Here is a 19,786-nt window from a genome sequence, read left to right on the forward strand (position 1 = left end):
CCGGGGACAGTCACGCCCTGCGGCCTCAGGCCGGGCCCCACTTCAGCAGCACCGGCGGGATGAGGGCCAGGGCGGCGAAGATGGCCCAGAGGATGAGGAGCGGCAGCAGCCACTTGGCCCATTTCTCCCAGCGCAGGCCGGCCAGCCCGAGGACGCCCATGGTCACCCCCGAGGTCGGCAGCACGGGGTTGATGTACTCGGCGAACTGGAAGGCCAGCACGGCCGTCTGCCGGGTGATGCCGACGAGGTCGCCGAGCGGGGCCATGATCGGGATGGTCAGGGCCGCCTGGGCCGTGCCCGAGTGGACGAAGAAATTGATGACGCACTGGGACAGGAACATGATCTGGGCCGACAGCACCGGGTGGAGCTGAGAGATCGCCCCGGCCATGCCGGCCAGGAGCGTGTCGAGGATCTTGCCGTCCTGGGCCACGATGAGCAGGGCCCGGGCCGTGCCGATGATCAGCGCCGCGTTGACCATGTCCTTGGCCCCCTCGACGAAGGCCTTCCCAAACTCGTCGCCCTTGAGCCGGCCGGCCAGCCCGGCCAGCACGCCCATGGCCAGGAAGACGCCCGCGATCTCGTTGATGTACCACTTGTGCCTGAGGATGCCGAAGACCATGACGGCGAAGCCGCCGACGAAGACGAAGAGCACCCGCTTCTGCGGGCCGGTGAGGGCGACGCGCTCCAGGACGGGCTTGTCGACGCTGAGCTTCCTGCGCTTCTCCTGGTCCTCCTCGTAGGTCGGGCTGAGCTCCGGCCGCTTGTGTATCCTGGCCGCGTAGCGCATGACCACGGCGATGGCCACGGCCGTTCCGACGGCCCAAACGGCCAGACGGTAGCCGAGGCCCGAGTAGAGCGGCAGACCGGCGATGCCCTGGGCGATGCCGACCGTGAAGGGATTGAAGAACGCCCCCGCGAATCCGGCCGCGGCGCCCAGGAAGCACATCGCCACCCCGACGATGGTGTCGTAGCCGAGCGACAGGGCCAGAGGGACGAAGATGAGGATGAAGGGCATGGTCTCCTCGCACATGCCCCAGATCCCGCCGCCGAGCGAAAAGATGACCATGACCACGGGGATGAGCAGCACCCGCAGGGCCTTTTTGCGGCCGAAGGTGAAGGTGATGTTGTGGATGACGCCGCTGATGGCCCCGGTCCTCTGGATGACGTTGAAGGCGCCGCCGACGATAAACAGGATGGCAATGATGGCCGCGGCGTCGATGAAGCCGCGGGCCGGCGAGACGAACAGCCCGCCGAGGCCCTGCGGCTCGCTCGGGACCCGGTGGTAGGAGCCGGCCACGGGAACGGTCCGGCCGTCCTTCTCCACCCGCTGGTACTCGCCGCCGGGGATGATCCAGGTGAGCGCCACGGTCAGGACGACCATGACGTAGATGAGGAGCAGCGTGTGCGGCAGGCGGAGCGGCTTCTTCACTTCGACGGCTCCTCGGCTCGCCCGGAGGCGAGGTCATAGACGTCGCCGGCGAGGAGGACGTGCATGGTCAGGCCGTGGCCGCCGAGATGGCCGTCCGGCGCCACGGCCGTCTTCGCCCGGCGGGCGTCGTAGACGATGACCTGGCCCTCGCCGAGGACCTCGTACCTGCCGTCGGGCCGGACGAGGACGGCCGTCGACTCCTCGATGCCGACGCCGACCAGGGCCGGGTTCTGCAGCACGACCGCGATCAGACGGTTGTGCCGCCGGCGGGTGACGAAGTGCTGGTCGATGACGGCCTTTTGGACGAAGCCGAAACCGCGGGTGTGTTCGACGTCGTCGGCCAGGATGACCTCCCAGGTCCCCTCCTCGCCGCGTGTTCGCTTCTCGTTGCCGGTGATCATGAACTCGCTCATGACCGCCGCGCCGGCGCTCGTCCCGCCGACGACGGCGCCCCGCGCGTAGAGGTCGAGCATGCGCTTGTGGATGGGCGTATCGAGGAGGGCCGCGGCCAGGAGCGCCTGGTCGCCACCGGAGAACCAGATCCCGCCGGCGCCGTCGAGGATCTTGTCGCTCCCGGGTTTCAGGGCCTGGTCGCGGGTCAGGTTGTAATAGACGACATCCCTGGCGCCGTTGCCCTTGAACTCCGTGAGAAGCTCCGGCCCGACCTCGTCGGGCGAGCCGCTGGCCATGGTGAAGATGACGATCCGGCCCGTGTCGTGAGCCTCGGCCAGCCGGATGTAGCGCTTCATCAGCGGCGCGTCGCGCTCGCCGCCGCCGATGATGAAGAGATAGCCCTTGGGCAGCGGGGCGGCCGGGGCGGGGCCTTTCGCGGCGCAGGCCCCCGCGGCCAGGGCGATCAAAACGAGCGGCAGGATGGCGGCTGGGTTCTTTTTCAAGCTCTTCCTCCGGGGACCGGTGATCATCGAGCGCCTATCTTATCAAAAAGCGCTCAGAAGGCGATATCGACCGTCAGCGGCTTGCCCGGCCCGACCCGGACGGGCGCCAGCCAGATCACCCGGACGGCGTCGCCCGTCTTCCGGACCGTGGCCGCGGGCGTCGTCCCGGCCACGGCGGCCTTGATCGAGCGGGGGGCCTTGCCGGCGACCGCGGGCGGCAGGGTGAAATCGAGCTCCGCGAGCTCGACCGAACCGGCCCCGGCCTCGAGCCGGAGGGCCAGCTTCCCGCCGGCCTCGGACCTCTGGGAGTAGGCGCCCCAGCCCGAGCCGGCCGTCCAGACCGTCCGGAAATCGTCCGCGTTCATCTTGGGGTCGAATCCCATCCTCTTTTCCGGCCCGGAATAGGAATAGCCGGCCAGGGCCAGCAGCACGCCCCACGAGGACATGGCCCGGGCGTAATGATGCCCGCATTCGACCTCGTTCCAGGGATTGCGGCGGAGGCCGTCGTAGCGGTCGCGGACCGCCTTGACCAGGCTCAGCCCCTCCTCGAGCAGGCCTTCGTAGATGAGATGCGAGGCGACCTGGTACTCGATGCCCGTCCAGACCTCGTCGGAGTACGGGAACGGCAGGGGCGGCCGGCCGCCCCTGGGCCACGAGCAGAGGAGCAGGCCCTTCTCGTCGTTGAGGGCGTAGGTCCGCTGGACGTTGGCGAAGTTCCGGAAGTCGGCGAGGAAGTTGTGCACGTAGATGGCCCGCAGCGACGACTTGATGCGCTCGGCCGGCAGACAGCGGTCAAGACCGGCGACCATGCCCAGCCACTGGCCGAGGAGCATGTCCGACAGGCAGCCCTCGCCGTACTGGTATTTCTTCTCCATGACCTTGTCGTATTTCTGGACGTAGTACTCGCCGTTCCAGAGCGCGGCGTCGTAGGCCGCCCGGGCCTTGTCGTACATGGCCAGGTAGACCTTGGCCGACGTGATGTCGCCGGCGGCATAGGCCATGGCCTTGCCGGCCTTGAGCGCCCCGAGGTAGAAGCCGCTGAGCATGCTGTTCGGGCCGTAGAACTCGATGTCGTAGGTGTTGTGCTGTTCGCCTTCGAGCAGGCCGTCGCGGTCGGCGTCCCAGGCTTTCCAGGCGTAGTCGAGGGCCTTCTTGGCCTGCGGCCAGAGCTTCTTGAGCCAGGCCGTGTCGCCCGAGATCTGCCAGTCGCGATAGAGGCTGATGACGCGGCCCAGCTGGCCGTCGGCGGCCGGCTTGAAGTTCCAGAGGACGCCGCTCCCGAGCGGCAGCGAGGTGCGGAACATCATCGCCCCGTCGGGCTTGACGTTGTTCAGGAAGTCCGTCTCGCGCATGGTCCGCTCGAGCGCGGGGAAGAGGAAAGCCAGCGACTGGGCGTAGTTCCAGACGTGCGCGCAGTTGAGCGGGCAGCAGCCGCCCTGGTCGCCGCAGCCCTCGAAGCCGAAGAAGTTCCCGTCCTCGAGGCGGAAGCCGGTCGTCGTGCGAATGATGGCGGCCTGGCTCGAGACGGCGTCGAGGACGTAGGGCGGCAGGGTCGTCCCGAAAAAGGCGTCGTGGAAGGCCCGGCTCGTCTTCTCGAGGCGGTCGAGGTTGGCCTGCAGGTATTCGGCCGCGGCCCAGGCGTCGGCGTGCCTCGTCGCGTAGTAGTTCCTGAAGATGCGGCCGCGCTGCTCGGGCACGACGTCGAAGTAGTTGATGAGGTTGGGGAAATTCCAGGAGACGATGAACGGCAGGACGACCTCCTCGCCGGGGCCGATCGTGGCCATGAGGCCGAGCGTCCCGACGTCGGTCTGCTTGTCCGGCGACGGCGAGACCTCGGCCAGGTCCTTGAGCCTGCCGTCGGCGGAGAAGTCGTCCCAGAAGATCTGGAGATCGTCCCACCATTCGCCGCGGACCCAGTGGCTGAGGTAGGTGACGTCGGGCCAGGGGGTCGCCAGGGCCATCGTGCCGAACGCCGGCTCGCCGGGCTTGACCTTGCGCGAGGACATGGCCAGGCCGCGGAGCGCCGGCGTGGCCCTGATCTCGTTGACGTTCTGGCCGAACTTGTCGTTGGCCAGCCCGTCGACCTGGCCGACGCCGTCGTAGCCGATGGGGTTGATGATCGAGCCGGCGATGGTGACCTTGACCGGCGCGGCGCCCGTGTTCTTGACGCGGTAGCGCAGGACGAAGGCCGGGATGCCGGAATCGTCCGGCTCCAGCGGGACGAGCGGGTTGAAGGCTTCGAGCCTGACCGCGAGCGGGACCTGGCTGTCGGAAAGCTCGACCTCGGCGTAGGGGTACTCGCCCTTGAAGCTGGCCTTCTCCATGCGCGGCAGGCCGGGCACGAAGACGCGCTTGAAGCCGAAGCCGGTCGTGAACGGCGGCGCGAGCGGACCTTCCAGGACCCGGACGGCCTTGCGGCCGGACTGTTCGCAGTACAGGGCGAAGAAGGTGAAAGGCATGTGGACGCCCTTGCCCGGCCGGTTGAAGATCTCCCAGTCGCGGAGGTTGCCGCGGCCGCCGAGCGAGATCGTGCCGGTGCCGACGCCGCCGAGCGGAAAGGCGACCTCGCCGAGCGCCGGGCCCTCGAAGGCGCGGACCGGGCCGGAGCGCACGAGCTCGTCATGGCCGTACGGTTTCGAGATCGACGCCGCCTGTCCGGCGGCCAGAGCGGGCGCGGCGAGCGGGACCAGCAGCGACAGGGCCAGCAGGCGGGCCGGGGCCCGCCTCGGGAGGATCGGACCTTTCATGGAGGCCTCCTCGGCGTTGGGATCGGGCGTGTCCGCCTTCCCTTCTAAAGGAACGAATCCGGAAAGTCAATCACCCCCGGCGCCCGCGGAGCTTGGCGATCTTGCGCTCCATGTCGCCGTAGTGCGTGCCCTGCCAGAAAACGCGCTGGCAGCCCGGGCAGATGGCGAACGACGCGGCGTGCTCGGTGACGAAGGGCGTGACCAGGTTCCTGGCCCGCTCGCGGCTCAGGGGCCTGAGCGGGAGATTGCAGGCGATGCAGCGCGTGTTCGGCCGGACCGCGTCCCAGAGGCCGAACTCGTCGAGGACCTGGACGACCTGGTCCTCCCAGTCGTCGCTGCGGACGAACAGGCGGTTGGGCCGTTTGGCCGTCCGCTCGATGAGGCCGGTGTCGCGGGTCAGGAGGACTCGGCCTTCGCGGCGGGCCAGGGCGGCCAGGTCGCGGTCCTCGGCCCTGGAGAAGTAGGCGACGTCGAAGCCGAGGATGCGCAGCCACTTGGCCAGCCTGCCGAGCATGCAGTCGGCGACAAAGGTCATGGGCCTCCTAGAGGCCGAGGAATTGGACGGCCAGGCCGGAGACGAGGATCATCAGGCCGGCCAGGGCGTGGGAATAGCGCTCGAGCTTGCCCAGCTTGACGAAGCTCGCCCCGTACGAGGCCGCGGAGATGATGACCAGCATCGTGGCGATGGTCGCCAGCCCGAAGGCGCCGGCCACCAGGGCCACTCCGGCCGTGCTGTGGCGGGCGGCCGGATACATCACCAGCGGGATGAGCGGCTCGCAGGGGCCGAAAACGAAGATCGTGAACAGGACCCAGGGCGTGATGTTGGCCTTGCCGGGGTCCTCGCCGTGGGGATGGGCGTGCTCGGCCAGCTCGTGGGTGTGGGCGTGGGCGTGCTGGTGGACGTGCTCGTGGTCCGTGTCGTGCGGGCCCTGGTCGGGACCGTGGGGATGGACGACCGCGTCCTCGTGGTCGTGGAAGTGCGGGTGGGTGTGGGGCTGGCCGCGCCAGGCCCGGCGCATGCCCCAGGCGAAATAGGCGAAACCGAAGCCGATGAGGAGCCAGGCCGCTATCGCGCCGCGCGTCGATTCGACGCCCTCGAGCCTGGCCACGGCGATGCCCAGGGCGATTCCGGCGAAGCCGAGGACGACGGAGCTCAGGATGTGGCCGAGGCCGGCGAAGAAGGAGACGAAGAGGGTCTTGCGGAGCGTCCAGTTGCGGGCCCGGCCGATGACGATGAACGGCAGGTAGTGGTCGGGGCCGATGACCGTGTGGACGAGGCCGAGGGTGGCGGCCGTACCGGCCAGCACCCAGATGTCGTGGCTGATCATCATGTTTCCGCCCCCGCGCCCCGCGGGGCCGGGAAAAGGGAAAAATTGGTGGACGGTAGGAGATTCGAACTCCCGACCTCAGCGTTGCGAACGCCGCGCTCTCCCAGCTGAGCTAACCGCCCACGCCTTGCGCTTCGGGTCTGTCTTGCCCTGAAAAGCCCCCTCATGATACCAGAACGGCCCACCGCCATCAACCGCCCGACGGTCCGGACGGCGCTCAGCTCTTCTTGACGGCATAGCGGACGACCCTGGGGAATCCCTCCTCTTCGGCGACGTAGATCCTGCCCCCGGTGTCCGCGGCACGGAGCGTCCCCGGGATATCGATCGATCCGATCTGCCGCCCGGCCTGGAATACGTCGGCGGACATCCTGGCTTTGGGATCGAGGTCCTGGAACTCCACGAGAACGAGGTCGCCGCTCGAAACGATGTGGGCGGCGGTGGAGAGGAAGGCCCGGCCCATCCTCTGGATGGGCTTGAAAGCCGGATTCTCGCCCTTGAGGACGCGCTCGCGCTTCCTGTCCTTGAAGACCGAAACCTCGTAGCCGTGCGGGTTCAGGACGAAAACGCGTCCGTCCTTGGCGCAGTCGAAGAGGATCGGGGCGCCGAACATGGGCATGCCCTTCAGCGGCTCCAGGTCGCCGGGCGGGACGAACGCATCGCCGAAGGACGCGAGGCCCTTCCCTTCGGCGTCGAAAACGTGCAGGATCCTTCCTTCATGCGGGCCGATGGCGACGAGCTCCTCCCTGCCGGGGCAGCCGATCGAAGTGATCATGAAATCGACCCGAAAGGTCCGCAGGTATTCGCCCTCCGGCCCGTAGACGATCACCTTTTGGGCGTCGTTGACGAACAGCGTTCCCCCGGGCGTGACGGCGATGCCGCCGAGGCTGGTCGCCTCCCGCGGGCCTTGCCCTTCCGGGACGGGGATCAGCCTCAGGAGATCCCCCCGGCCGTCGAATACGCTGACCCTGCGGTACTTGTAATCGAGGACATAGATGTTTCCCCGGCCGTCGACATCGACGCGGACGATCTGGCCGAACATAAGCCGCTCGTCGCCGTCCTCGACGCCGATGGTCAAGTCCGGGCTCAGCGCGACCGGCGGGACCTGGCCGGCCGGGAGCGCCGAAGGGCGAGCGGCCCGGCCCTCCGCCGCCGCAAGGACCGGCCCCATCAGGCAGGAAACGACCGCGAAGATGATGGCGGGCAAGCGCTGCTTCATCCTGATGTCCCTCCTGTCGATCGCCTTTTTGTCCGGATCGCCTCCGAACCCGGGCGGATCTCCGAATCGCGTCCGCGCGGCGATTCCCCGGCGGTCAATATAGTATCGCTGCGGAGGAGGCGTCAAGACGGCCGGGCAAAGCCCCATTGTTTCGGCCGCCAGGCTGGTCTACAATGCGGGCGGAGGGCTCGCCATGGGCAAGACGATCGTCGTCCTCGTCCTCATCGCCGCGGCCGGCTATTTCGTCTACCAGCGACTCGAACGGACGCCATCCGACGAAGAGCAGCTCGTCGCCCACCTTCGCGAGCGATACGCCGTCGTCGTCAACGAATTCGCCAGCGCCGCGGGCCGATCTGGCCTGATCGGCATTGACTCCACGGCGGACGCCGACACGGCCGTCAACGCCATGAAGAAGCTCCGGGCCGAGCTGGAGGCGCTCCGGGCCAAGCTGACCGAGGAGCGGGCCAGCCGCAAGGCCGACGAGCTCCTGGAAAAGATCGAGAACTTCTACAGGAAGAACGACATTATCCGGCCGTGACGTTCCAGCTTTTCGGCAAACCCGCCCGCGCCGGCCGCCTGGTGCGCCGCTATGGCCGGGCCCGCCTCGAGGCCTCCGTCGAGAAGATCGGGGGGGGATATCTCGTCAGCGGCACGATCCCGGGCCGGCCGGGGCGGATCGAGGTCTATCGGGCCCCGGCCCCGCCGGCGTTCCTCCTCAACAACTGGCAGTCCTGGGGCCCGATGCAGCGGGCGATTCCGTCGACGCGCTTCCCCGAGCTCGAGGCCGTCGTCCGTGACTACAGCCCGTATCTTTTCTCGCCCGTCCCGGACGAGCTTCTGCGCGGGCCTGTCAGCGATTATTTCGCGGCCTGGGACGGCGGGCTGGCCGGCTTCCTGACATCGCGGGTCGCCCACCCGTTCTTCACGATCGAAGGGAACGACCTGGTCGGCTGGCTCGACTATTTCGACGCCGAGTTCGAGGCGCCGGTCGCGCTCGAGCCCCTGGCGGTCCTGGCGGGAGGGCCGGCCGGGGAGCTCCTCGACGCCTACGCCCGCCTCGTCAAGAGGGCCAACCGCGTCCGCGTCAATCCCTGGAACCCGGCCGGCTGGTGCAGCTGGTACCACTACTTCGGGAAGCTCGGCTGGCCGGACGTCGTCGAGAACCTCGACACGGCGGCCGCGGACAGGAAGTCCTTCCCCTTCGACGTCTTCCAGGTCGACGACGGCTACGAGACGGAGATCGGCGACTGGATGTCGGCCAGGCCGGGGTATCCCGATCTCGGGGGCTTGGCCCGGGCCATCAAGTCAAGGCGGTTCCGGGCCGGGATCTGGACGGCCCCGTTCAGCGCCGCGGAAACGTCGCGGCTCTTCGCCGAACACCCCGATTGGATGGTCGCGGAGGGCGGACGGCCCAAGCCCTGCTACAGGGGCTGGGGAAAGACGATCTACGCCCTGGACACGACGCACCCGGAGGTCCGGAGGTGGCTCGACGCGACGTTCCGGACGCTGCGTCAGGCCGGGTTCTCGTATCTAAAGATCGATTTCCTGTTCGCCGCGGCCATGCCGGGCGAGCGGCGCCGGAACGTCACCCCGGTCCAGGCCTACCGGGAAGGGCTGCGCCTCATCAGGCGGGCGGCCGGCCGGGATTTCGTCCTCGGCTGCGGCGCGCCGCTCCTGCCATCGGTCGGCCTGGTGGACGGCATGCGCATCGGCGAGGACACGGCGCCCTATTGGAAGACCAAGCCCTCGCCGTTCCAGGGGCCGAACGCCTTTTTCGCCCTGAGGAACGCCCTGATGCGGCAATTCATGCACCGGGCCTTCTGGCTCAACGACCCGGATTGCGTTCTCCTGCGGGACCGCGAGATCGAGCTGACGGCGAGCGAGCGGGAGCTCTACGCCCTGGCCGCCGGGGCCCTGGACAACATGGTCATCGACAGCGACCGGCTTTCGCTCCTGGGCCCCGACGAAAAGGCGCTGCTCCGGCGCGCCCTGGCGCTCCGGGGAGGCCGGGCCGGAGTCGAGGGGCTGCTGGGCGAGTGCGGGGAAGACGCCTATATCATCGGCAGGAAGGACGGGCGGGGCGGGGACATCCGGTTGGCCGCCAACCTCTCGGACGACATGAGGATGATCGAGGGACGGACGGTCGCGCCCCGTTCGGCGGTCGTCCTGTAAGCCGGACCCGCCGCGCGCGGGTTGCCGGCGAAACCGGGCCGGATCGTTCCTTCGGGGAAAGATCCGCCTTCTATGCTGGCCGCGAGATGTATGGAAAAGCCGAGGATCCGAACTTAGAAGCTCGGTCCCCGGCTCTCGGGGAAACCCCCTTCCCCTCTTCTACTCCTCACCTTCTAGTGGGTCCCGTGACCGCACCTTCCCGTTCCCGCATATGTGACAATAAGCATTTCACTTGTGATGTCAAGCGGGTTTTTAGAAATGTCCCATTTTGTCAGGATATGACACGGCGGTTGTAAGGAGCCGGCCGTCAGATCAGGGCGACTTCGTGCGGGCCGCGGACCACTTCACCTATGGTCCAAGCCCGGAAGCCCAATCTGTCGAAGCCGCCAATGGTCCGGTCCACGTCCCCTGGGGCGACAACCAGGGCCATGCCGATGCCCATGTTCAAGGTCCGGAAGATCTCGCGTTCCTCGATCCGGCCGGCCTGCTGGATCTTCAGGAAAATGGGAGGGATGGGCCACGATCCCCTCTCGATCCTGGCCCCGAATCCTTCGGGGATGACCCGGGGGATGTTGTCGTAGAAGCCGCCGCCGGTGATATGGGCCATGGACTTGATGCGGACCGTCTTCAGGACCTCGAGGATGGCCGAACAGTAGATCCTCGTCGGCCGGAGGAGATCCCGCCACAGGCCGGCCTTGATCTCCCTGGGCGAGAAGACCTTGCGGGCCAGCGAATAGCCGTTGCTGTGGAGGCCGCTCGAGGCCAGGCCGATGACGGCGTCCCCGGCCCGGCAGGACCGGCCGTCGATGATCTTCGGCTGGTCGACGAGCCCGACGCAGAAGCCGGCCAGGTCCCACTTGCCGGGGGCGTAGAGGCCGGGCAGCTCGGCCGTCTCGCCGCCGACCAGGGCGCAGCGGGCCTCGCGGCAGCCCCGGACGACGCCTTTGACGAGGTCGACGAGCATCGGCGGCTCGACCTTGCCGACAGCGATGTAATCCAGGAAGAAAAGCGGCTCGGCCCCGAGGACGACGACGTCGTCGACCGACATGGCCACCAGGTCGACGCCGACCGTGTCGTACTTCTTGACCAGGTCGGCGATGAGAAGCTTGGTCCCGACGCCGTCCGTCGAGGAAACCAGGACCGGCTTCTTCATCCCGGCCAGGCGGGGCCGGAAAAGCCCCGAAAAGCCGCCGATCCCGCCGAGGACCTCCGGCCGGCCCGTCGTCCGGACGAGCGGCTTGATCAGGCCGATGAAGCGGTCGGCGGCGTCGATATCTACGCCGGCTTTCTTATAGGTCGCTCGGGTACGGGGCATGTTCGTTCTCCAGGGGGGAATCTCCTTGTTTATAGCATCCGCTCCCGGCCAAGTCAAACCGGACAAGCCGGGGCCGAACCGGATAGAGGGGGTCAAAACTGCTTTTTGCGCAAAAATGAGCAAAAAGCAGGTTTGACCCCTTCTGCACCGCGGTGTAACCTTTTCCCCGAGGGGCGGTATTTATCGATGAACGCCGATCACTTAAGGACAAGGATGACCGGACGCATGTCACCGACGGACAACGAGCTGATGGAAGACGTCCGGGACGGCCGGGTCGAGAAGCTGGCCGTCCTGTTCGAGAGATACCAGACCATGCTCTACAACTTCTTCCTCCGCCTGACGGGCGACCAGGCCGCGAGCGAGGATCTCGTCCAGGAGGTCTTCGTCCGCATCCTTAAGTACCGGACCGGCTACCTCAGCGAGAGCCGGTTCAACGTCTGGCTCTTCCAGATCGCGCGCAACGCCCATATCGACCATTTAAGGAAGCGGAAGCCGGCTCTCCCCCTCGACGAGCAGTACGCCGAGATGCCCGGCCGCGAGCCCCTGCCAGAGGCCGCCTACGAGGCCGACCGGGAGGCTGACCTCGTCCGCCGGGCCCTCGACCGCCTGCCCGTGCGGAAGAGGGAGATCCTCGTCCTCTTCCGCTTCCAGAACCTCAAGCTCCGGGAGATCGCCGAGCTCACGGGAGTCCAGGTGGGCACGGTCAAGGCCCAGGTCCACCGGGCCCTCAAGGACCTCAGCCGCGCCTACCTCGAGCTTCAGCGTGGAGACCTGTCATGACCTGCGAAAAGACCCAGGAAAAGTTCGCCGATTACCTGACCGGGGACCTCGACGAGGCCGGCCGGGCCGAGGTCCAGGCCCACATCCTCGGCTGCCAGGCCTGCCGCCAGGATCTCGAGAACCTGACCGTGGTCTGGGCCAAGCTCGGCGTTTTGCCCGAGGAGCAGCCGGGCAGCGTCGTCCGCGCCCGCTTCTACGCCATGCTCGAGGACGAGCGGCGGAAGATCGCCCGGGCCGCCGCCGCGGCGGCCGCGCCCCGGTCCCGCTTCGCCGGCCGGTTCAGCTTCCGCCGGCCCGCCTTCGCCGCCTCGTTCTCGGCCTTCCTGCTCCTCGTCGGCCTCGGCGCCGGCTGGCTCATCAGCGGCGCGCGGCGCGGCGGCGGGAGCTACGCCGCCCTGTCCCGCCAGGTCCAGGACATGCGCCAGCAGGTCGCCCTGTCGCTTCTGAACGACCCCTCGGCCTCCGAGCGGATCCAAGGCGTCGGCTACACCGCCGAGGTCAAGAACCCGAGCGACGCGACCCTGGCCGCGCTTTTCAAGGCCGTCGACGCCGACCCGAATCCCAACGTGCGGCTGGCCGCCGTCGACGCCCTGTACCTCTTCCGCGACCGGCCCGGCGTTCGCGAGAGCCTGGTCCGTTCCCTGTCGGTCCAGACCTATCCCCTCGTCCAGGTGGCGCTCATCGACTTCCTGGTCGAGGTGCGCGAGGCCAAGGCCGCCGACGCCCTCAAGAAGCTGATCGACGCCGGCGAGCTCACCCCGGACGTCAAGAAGCGGGCCGAGCAGGGCCTGCAGCAGATCGCGCTCTGAGGACGGCCATGAATGAACGGCGACGGCGGCGCCCTGATCGCCCGCCGATCGATATCAACGTCCAAGACGGACATGGAGGAAACGATATGAACACGAACAAACGGATCGGCAACATCCTGGCCCTGGCCCTGCTCGCGGCCGGGACGTGCGGCTGGGCCCTGGCCCAAGCCAAGGAAGAGGCCCCTGACCGGGCCGTGGTGCCGCTCTCGAACCCGGCCAAGCCGGCCAGGATCGAGGTCTCGGTCATGCGGGGCAGCATCACCATCAAGGGCTACGACGGCAAGGACGTCGTCGTCGAGGCCCGGGTCCGCGAAAAGGCGCTGAGCGGGCTCGTCGAATTCTATTCCCGGGGCGGCCGCTACGCTCTGGCCATGCCCGCACCTCCCGCCCAGCCGGCTCCGGCCGCCGTGCCGGCGCCCGCCCCCAAGGCCGCGACAGGCGACGCCGAAGTGCGGCCGCACACCGAGGAGGAGCTCCAGGCCCGCCTGCTGGACGAACAGGAACGGCTGGCCAAGAGGATCCAACGCGACTACGACCGGCAGGCCGGCAACTACAGCCTGTTCTTCCAGGACGGCAAGAAAGCCCTCGAAGATAAGGAAAAGAAGATCGCCGGCATGAAGCGCCTCTCCGGCTCGAACTCGGGCCTGGAGGTCGAGGAACAGGACAACGTCGTGACGATCAATACCCAGTCCTGGAAGGCGGCCACCGACCTGGTCATCCAGGTCCCCCGGACGACGTCGCTCGAGGTCCGGTCGTCCATGGACGGCGCGGTCGTCGTCGAAGGCGTCAGCGGCGAGATCGACATCAACAACATGCAGGGCCCGGTGACCCTGACGAACGTCTCCGGGAACACGCTCGTGCACACGGTCAACGGGGACATCACCGTGTCCCTGAACCGCGTCGCCGCCGACAAGCCGCTGTCCTTCAGCACCATGAGCGGCGACATCGACGTCACCCTGCCGGCCGACATCAAGGCCAACCTGAAGATGAAGTCCGACCAGGGCGAGATCTACAGCGACTTCGACATGACCGTGGGGCGGAAGGCGACCCGGAGCGAGGAAGCCGGCAAGGCCGAGGCCGGCAAGTACCATATCTCCTTCGACAGGTCCCTCCTGGGGCTCGTCAACGGCGGCGGCCAGGAGTTCTCGTTCAACACGTTCAGCGGCGACATCTACATCCGCAAGAAGAAGTAAGGACGCGATCCGCGCGAACCACGGGCGTCCCGGGGCCGGTCCCCGGGACGCCCTTTTTTCTCCTCCCGACGGTATCCCTCTTCCCGGATTGACAGGCCGCGGCCCGGGGCTATAATTGGCCACGCCCGGAATCGCGAGCCTGGAGGGTCCATCGCATGTCCGCCAAGAACCGCCGCCTGGGAATCCTCGTCGTCCTCGTCGCCGTCATCACGGTCCTGTTCATCGTCAACCGCCGGCAGAAGCAGCCCGCCGAAACGGCCAGCCTGATCCTCGTCAACGGCAAGATCGTGACCGTCGACGACCGGTTCCCGGAGGCGACCTGGATCGCCGTCGCGGGCGACCGCATCGCCGCCGTCGGCAGGGACTCGAAAGGCTTTCGGCGCCACGTCGGCGACGGCACCCGGATCATCGACCTCGGCGGGGCGCTGGCCGTGCCCGGGCTCATCGAGAGCCACGGCCACTTCCTGGGGCTCGGCGAGTCCATGACCATCCTGGACCTGACCAGGGCCAGGACCTGGGAGGACATCGTCGCCCTGGCGGCCGAGGCGGCCAGGTCGGCCAAGCCCGGACAGTGGATCATCGGCCGGGGCTGGCACCAGGACAAGTGGGACAAGGTCCCCGTGCCCAGCGTCGAGGGTCTGCCTCTCCATGACGCCCTGAGCAGGGCGACGCCGGACAATCCCGTGCTTCTCGAGCATGCCAGCGGCCATTCGTCCCTGGCCAACGCCAAGGCCATGGCCCTTTCGGGCGTCACGGCGGCGACGGCCGACCCGGCCGGCGGCAAGATCGTCCGCGACGCCAAGGGCCGGCCCACCGGCGCCTTCCTCGAGGAAGCCATGGGCCTGATCCGCTACGAAGAGGAGGGGACGGCGACGCCCGAAGAGGAGACGGCGAAGATGCGCAGGCTCGTCGACCTCGCCGCCCGGGAGTGCCTGGCTCACGGCGTCACGACCTTCCACGACGCCGGCGTCCCGTTCGCCGCGGTCGACCTTTACAGGAAGATGGCCGGCGAGGGCGCCCTCCCCGTCCGGCTCTATGTCATGCTCAGCGCCGGCAGCAAGGCCCTGGCCGAGCGCGGCCCGGCCTACCGCATGATCGGCGAGGCCGGCAATCACCTGACGGTCCGGGCCGTCAAGCGCCTCATGGACGGCGCGCTCGGCGCCCACGGCGCCTGGCTTCTCGAGCCCTACAGCGACCTCCCGTCGTCGACCGGCCTCAACACGACATCGATCGAAGAGATGAAGGCCACGGCCAAGTTCGCCATCGAGAACGGCTTCCAGCTGGCCACCCACGCCATCGGCGACCGCGGCAACCGCGAGACGCTCGACGTTTACGAGGAGGCCTTCAAGGCCCACCCCGGCAAAACCGACCTGCGCTGGCGCGTCGAGCACGCCCAGCACCTCGGCGCCGCCGACATCCCGCGCTTCGCCGGGCTCGGGGTCATCCCGGCCATGCAGCCTATCCACTGCACCTCGGACGGGCCGTGGGTCCCCAAGCGGATCGGCGAAGCGCGGGCGGCCGCGGGCGCCTATGTCTGGCGCAAGCTCATGGAGGCCGGCTCGACCATCCCCATCGGCACGGATGTCCCCGTCGAACGCGTCGATCCCATGGCCAATTTTTACGCGGCCGTCACCCGCGGGCTCAAGGACGGAACTGCCTTCTATCCGGACCAGAGGATGACCCGCGAGGAGGCCCTGCGCGGCTACACCATCAACGGCGCCTACGCCGCGTTCGAGACTGGGCTCAAGGGATCTCTCGCGCCCGGCAAGCTGGCTGACATCACGGTCCTGTCGCGCGACATCATGACCTGCCCGGAGGCCGATATCCCCGGGACCGAGGTCCTCTACACGATCGTCGGCGGCAAGGTCCTTTTCCAGCGCTAGGCCGGCGCGGCGCGGCGCAACGAACGTTCGTCCGCCGGGGTATAATGAGCCTTAGGGACGGAGGGCGCGGACATGCGAAAGAAGATCTTCCTGACGACGGCCGCGGCGGGGCTCATCTTCCTGGCGGCGGCGGCTTTGCCGGCCGCGGCCCAGCCGCGCCTGAACACGCGGCCGGTCCAGCTTTACATCGACTTCGGCTACATCAATCTCTTCACCTATCCAAAATGGGTCAGCCTCGGTCCCGAGCTCGAGTTCCGGCTCGGGCGCCTGGTCACGTTCAACCCCGAAGCGGCGATCTGGGTCCGGCAGAACGCCGGGAGCAGCGTCCGCGTCGTGCCCGGGGCCACGGTGAACCTGCGCTTCAGGAACTTCTATGTCGGAGGGGGCGCCGTCGGCCGGGTCTCCGACTGGAAGACGATGGCCGGCGGCCGGCTCGTCCCCAAGGCCCAGGTCGGCTACTTCGCGGGCCCGGGCCGGCTGACCCTGTCCCTGTTCTACCTGAGCACGAGCAGGGACGTCGCCGCCGCGCTGTCCTTCGGCTTCGGCATCGGCCGCAGGGCGCGCGAGCCCGAGGACTAGGCCCGGCGAACCGGCGCCAGGCATCGGCAAGCCAAGGGAAAAAAGGGACGGCCTCTTCGGGGACGGTCCTCAGAGCGCGGCCAGGGCCTTGAGGGCCAGCGCGTACAGCCAGCGGTGGGCCTTGTTGCCGTTGGTCAGGATGGCGATGCCGGTCTTCCGGTCCAGGTCCCCGGCCAGGAAAGCCGTATACCCGTTGACGCTGCCGCTGTGGGCGATGACCTTCCGGCCTTCGAGCGTCGAGACCCACCAGGCCAGCCCGTAGCCGGAAGTCTCGTTGAGCCAGCCGCCGTTGATGGGCCCGGCGAAGCGGTCGTATTGGCGGCGGGTCATCTCCCGGAACGCGGCCGCGGAGACGATGCGCCTGCCCTTGTATACGCCGCCGTTGACGGCGGCCATGAGCCAGCGGGCCTGGTCGATGGCCGTGCCGTAGACGACGCCGGCCGGCCAGGCGTCGGCCTTGACCCAATCCACCGGCCGGAAGAGGCCGGCCCGCCGCCGCACCGGCATGTAGGGGATGGCCAGCCGCTCGGCCATGTCGGCCCGCGGCTCGAAGGCGGTGTCCCGCATCTCGACCGGGCCGAAGATGTTCTTGCGCATGTAGTCCTTGAACGGCATCCCGGAGAACTTCTCGACGAAATAGGCGACGAGGGTGAAGGCGACGTTCGAGTAGAGCAGCCGCGTCCCGGGCCGCCGGGCCAGGCGCAGCCGGCCGCGCAGGTAATCGGCCAGCGAGGACGGGACCTGATCTTCCCAGACCGAGTGCCGCCCGAAATCGGTCGGCAGGCCGGAGGTGTGGGTCAGGAGGTTGCGGAAGGTCACGGGATAGCGCTTGTTCTCGCCCTCGATCTTGAGGTCGTCCAGATAGTCGCTGACCCGGTCGTCGAGCTTGAACTTGCCCTGGTCCATCAGCTGCACCAGGGCGGTCGCCGACATGGTCTTGAATGTCGAGGCGATGAGATAGACGCTGTCGCAGGCGGCCGGGGTCTTGACCCGGACGTTGGACAGGCCGGCCGAGCGCGTCCAGACGATGCGGTCGCCGGAGACGCAGACGACGGCCATGGACGGGATGCGGCCGAGCTTGAGGGCCCGCTCGATCTCGGGATCCAGGATGGCGGCCAGCCGGGCGTCGTCGACCGGCGAGAAGGGGCGCGCGGCGGAGGGATCGGAGAGCATGACCGGTCCGGGCAGGGGCTCGTCGCCGGGCTCGCCTTCGAGGTCCTCGGGGCCGGGCTCCAGGTCGGCGAACTCGTCGGAGCTCGCGAGCGGGCCTTCGGGGCCCATGGTCGGCGCGGCGGCCCGGGCGCCGTTCGCATCCGGCGCTTTCGACGGGCCGGCGGCGTGGCCGCCGATGATCTTCACGGCCACGAACAGCCCGACGGCGCCGACGGCCAGGACGATCAGGGCGATGTCGGCGGCCCGGCGCAGGGGCTTCGCGGGCTTGTTCTTGTTGGCCGGCCGGGCCATGGGGCTCATGACGTCTTCTCTCCCGGCCAAAGATTATACCACGCCCCTCCGCGGGGAAGCCGGGTCGCCGCGTTCGTCCCTATTTTTGCGGGGCCGCCGGCCTGAGCTTCTCGATCGCGCGGGCGCTCGCCCAATAGGCACGGCTTTCCCCGCCGCGGCCGCTCAGGAAGAACAGATACTTGCCGTCGGCCGTGACGACGGGACAGATCTCGACCGCGGCGGTGTTGATCTCCGGGCCGAGCTTGACCGGCCCGGACCAGCGGCCGCCCGCCCCGCGGAAGCTCGCCCAGATGTCGTATTCGCGGCAGAACAGGAGGTAGCTGCCGTCGGCCGAGACGAAAGGCGTGTTCTCCCCGGCGGCCGTGTCGACCGGCTCGCCGACGTTGACCGGCTTCTCGTACCTCCCGTCCGAAAAGCGGGCCAGGTAGATGTCCTCGCCGCCCCGGCTGTCGGCGGCCCGGGCGGAGAAGTAGAGGTCCCCCCGCCTGTCCAGCGAGAACGCCCAATGCAGGTCATAGGCGTTGACGCCGGGATCGAGCGGCCGCGGCCCGGACCAGCCGGCGGCGGTCCTCTCGGCGAACCAGATCCGTTCGGACCCGCCGGCCGTTTCGCCGGCCAGGGGCCGGGAGGAGATGAAATAGATCCTCTTCCCGCCGTAAGAGAAGAACGGGACGTCGTCGCTGAATTCGGGGCCGGAGAACGGGGCCCAGGCCGGCGGCGACCATCGTCCGTTCGTCCGCTTCATCATCAGCAGTCCGCCCCGGGAATAGACCTCCCCGGGAAAGGTCATCATCGGCGCCCAATAGACCTCGTTCCCGTCCGGGGAGAAGACCGGCGCGCTGTGCAGGCCCCAGACCGAGGACACGATCCCCGGGGCGAACAGCTCGGGCTCGTCCCCGGCCGGCGGCTTCTGGCCCAGGAAATCGCCTTCCAGAACGGGGAAGCGGATGCCGCCGCGATCGGCGCCCTTTTCGGCCAGGAACGAGGCCGTGTCCGCCATCGCCCGCTCTTTCGCGACGTCGTATGCCGACTGTCCCATGATCGTGCGGGCCTCGAGCGGCGCTCCCCGTTCTAGGAGCGTCCGGGCCGCTTCGAGCCGGCCGTCCCTGGCCGCGTAATGGAGCGGCGGCCAGCCGAAGCCGTCGGCCCGGGCCGGATCGAAGCCCCGGTCGATCAGGAGGCCGATGATCCCGGCCGACCCGCCCGCGGCCGCGGCCTGCAGGAACGTCTGGCCGGACGGATCCTCCGCCTTCACGTCCTGGCCCTTGTCGGTCAGGCGCCGGAAGAGCGTGTCCAGCCCGTTCGAAGCGGCCTGGAAGAGCAGGCCCTGCCACGACCGCCCGCCCTCCGGCACGCGGGCGCCCTTGGCCAGGAGGAGGTCGACGAACTCGGCCTTGCCGCGCCAGGCCGCGAGGTCGAGGGCGCTGGAGCCGAACTTGTCAGCGGCGTTGACGTCCGCCCCGGCCTCGATAAGGAGGCGCCCCGTCGCCGCCTGCCCGCGCTCGCGGGCGCAGAGGATGAGGGCCGTCCGCTGATAGTCGTCCCGCGTCTCGAGCGGCGCCCCCCCGGCCAGCAGCGCGGCCACCGCGCCGGCGTGGTCGTTCATCGCCGCCAGGTGGAGCGGGGTCTTGGCCCGGATGTTCGCGGAGTCGAACTTGGCCCCCTTGGCCATCAAGAGGGCGATCAGTTCGGCGTCCCCGCCCGCCGCGGCGTGATGGAGCGGGGTCAGGCCGTCGCCGTCGCGCGCGTCCACGAGCGCCGGCGTCTTCTCGACGAGCGCCTTGACGGCGGCGATATCGCCCTTGCGGAGCGCGTCAAAGATATCCTGGGCCGGGGGCGCCTGCCGGGAGGACCCCGGAAGGGGACCGGAGACGCCCCCGCCAAAGGCGAAAAGGACGAGGACGACAATGGCCAGGATGAGGGCCAGGACAAGCACCCAGGTCTTCATCGACCGGACCTCCCTATCGTGGACTAT

At 68.5% G+C, this 19,786-nt stretch carries 16 protein-coding genes and 1 tRNA gene; 7 read left to right on the forward strand and 10 right to left on the reverse strand.

The features are described from left to right. Positions 1 to 25: 25 nt before the first annotated feature. From ABFD52_12270 to ABFD52_12300, 7 genes are all read right to left on the reverse strand, one after another. Entirely contained in the window at positions 26 to 1,429 is a 1,404-nt protein-coding gene (locus tag ABFD52_12270) for a Na+/H+ antiporter NhaC family protein (protein MEN6561542.1), read from the reverse strand. Further along, on the reverse strand, positions 1,426 to 2,325 hold the full coding sequence (locus tag ABFD52_12275) for a cyanophycinase (GenBank protein ID MEN6561543.1): 900 nt from the start codon (positions 2,323 to 2,325) through the stop codon (positions 1,426 to 1,428). Before ABFD52_12275 ends, ABFD52_12270 begins: the two co-directional genes overlap by 4 nt. Before the next feature lie 53 nt (positions 2,326 to 2,378). Then, positions 2,379 to 5,072 carry a GH116 family glycosyl-hydrolase gene (locus tag ABFD52_12280; GenBank protein ID MEN6561544.1) on the reverse strand — a complete coding sequence of 898 codons (2,694 nt, stop codon included), beginning with the start codon at positions 5,070 to 5,072 and terminating at the stop codon, positions 2,379 to 2,381. A 70-nt stretch (positions 5,073 to 5,142) separates the two neighbouring features. Then, positions 5,143 to 5,607 (reverse strand): Mut7-C RNAse domain-containing protein, encoded by a 465-nt coding sequence (locus ABFD52_12285; GenBank protein MEN6561545.1) that lies wholly within the window; start codon positions 5,605 to 5,607, stop codon positions 5,143 to 5,145. Positions 5,608 to 5,614: 7 nt separating this feature from the next. Continuing rightward, the gene (locus ABFD52_12290) at positions 5,615 to 6,403 is read right to left on the reverse strand and encodes a sulfite exporter TauE/SafE family protein (protein MEN6561546.1); all 789 of its coding nucleotides are present in this window, start codon (positions 6,401 to 6,403) and stop codon (positions 5,615 to 5,617) included. Positions 6,404 to 6,446: 43 nt separating this feature from the next. Beyond that, a tRNA-Ala gene (locus tag ABFD52_12295) sits at positions 6,447 to 6,522 on the reverse strand. 95 nt (positions 6,523 to 6,617) lie between these two features. Next, entirely contained in the window at positions 6,618 to 7,616 is a 999-nt protein-coding gene (locus ABFD52_12300; GenBank protein ID MEN6561547.1) for a 6-bladed beta-propeller, read from the reverse strand. Between the two features lie 193 nt (positions 7,617 to 7,809). Here ABFD52_12300 and ABFD52_12305 point away from each other — a divergent pair, with 193 nt between their 5' ends. Both ABFD52_12305 and ABFD52_12310 read left to right on the forward strand, forming a co-directional pair. Continuing rightward, positions 7,810 to 8,154, forward strand: coding sequence for a hypothetical protein (locus tag ABFD52_12305; GenBank protein ID MEN6561548.1), 345 nt, complete (start codon positions 7,810 to 7,812; stop codon positions 8,152 to 8,154). Then, on the forward strand, positions 8,151 to 9,788 hold the full coding sequence (locus tag ABFD52_12310; GenBank protein MEN6561549.1) for an alpha-galactosidase: 1,638 nt from the start codon (positions 8,151 to 8,153) through the stop codon (positions 9,786 to 9,788). Before ABFD52_12305 ends, ABFD52_12310 begins: the two co-directional genes overlap by 4 nt. Before the next feature lie 307 nt (positions 9,789 to 10,095). On the opposite strand, the gene purM is transcribed toward ABFD52_12310, so the two are convergent. Continuing rightward, positions 10,096 to 11,103, reverse strand: coding sequence for a phosphoribosylformylglycinamidine cyclo-ligase (gene purM, locus ABFD52_12315; GenBank protein MEN6561550.1), 1,008 nt, complete (start codon positions 11,101 to 11,103; stop codon positions 10,096 to 10,098). Between the two features lie 225 nt (positions 11,104 to 11,328). On the opposite strand from purM, the gene ABFD52_12320 reads away from it, so the two are divergent. The 5 genes from ABFD52_12320 to ABFD52_12340 all read left to right on the forward strand — a co-directional run bounded on the left by ABFD52_12320 (position 11,329) and on the right by ABFD52_12340 (position 16,347). Then, positions 11,329 to 11,883, forward strand: coding sequence for a sigma-70 family RNA polymerase sigma factor (locus ABFD52_12320; protein ID MEN6561551.1), 555 nt, complete (start codon positions 11,329 to 11,331; stop codon positions 11,881 to 11,883). After that, positions 11,880 to 12,692 (forward strand): HEAT repeat domain-containing protein, encoded by an 813-nt coding sequence (locus ABFD52_12325; protein ID MEN6561552.1) that lies wholly within the window; start codon positions 11,880 to 11,882, stop codon positions 12,690 to 12,692. The genes ABFD52_12320 and ABFD52_12325 overlap by 4 nt, the downstream gene beginning before the upstream one ends. A gap of 86 nt (positions 12,693 to 12,778) precedes the next feature. Continuing rightward, a complete protein-coding gene (locus ABFD52_12330) occupies positions 12,779 to 13,885 on the forward strand; it encodes a DUF4097 family beta strand repeat-containing protein (GenBank protein ID MEN6561553.1) in 1,107 nt (368 codons plus the stop codon). A 155-nt stretch (positions 13,886 to 14,040) separates the two neighbouring features. Further along, positions 14,041 to 15,768 carry an amidohydrolase family protein gene (locus tag ABFD52_12335; GenBank protein ID MEN6561554.1) on the forward strand — a complete coding sequence of 576 codons (1,728 nt, stop codon included), beginning with the start codon at positions 14,041 to 14,043 and terminating at the stop codon, positions 15,766 to 15,768. 72 nt (positions 15,769 to 15,840) lie between these two features. After that, entirely contained in the window at positions 15,841 to 16,347 is a 507-nt protein-coding gene (locus ABFD52_12340; GenBank protein ID MEN6561555.1) for a hypothetical protein, read from the forward strand. A gap of 69 nt (positions 16,348 to 16,416) precedes the next feature. Here ABFD52_12340 and ABFD52_12345 read toward each other — a convergent pair whose 3' ends face one another. Beyond that, positions 16,417 to 17,820 (reverse strand): serine hydrolase domain-containing protein, encoded by a 1,404-nt coding sequence (locus ABFD52_12345; protein MEN6561556.1) that lies wholly within the window; start codon positions 17,818 to 17,820, stop codon positions 16,417 to 16,419. A 70-nt stretch (positions 17,821 to 17,890) separates the two neighbouring features. After that, positions 17,891 to 19,759 (reverse strand): ankyrin repeat domain-containing protein, encoded by a 1,869-nt coding sequence (locus tag ABFD52_12350; protein MEN6561557.1) that lies wholly within the window; start codon positions 19,757 to 19,759, stop codon positions 17,891 to 17,893. Positions 19,760 to 19,786: the final 27 nt, after the last annotated feature.

The sequence above is a fragment of the Acidobacteriota bacterium genome, from assembly GCA_039683095.1.
GTDB lineage: Bacteria > Acidobacteriota > Aminicenantia > Aminicenantales > Saccharicenantaceae > RBG-16-66-30.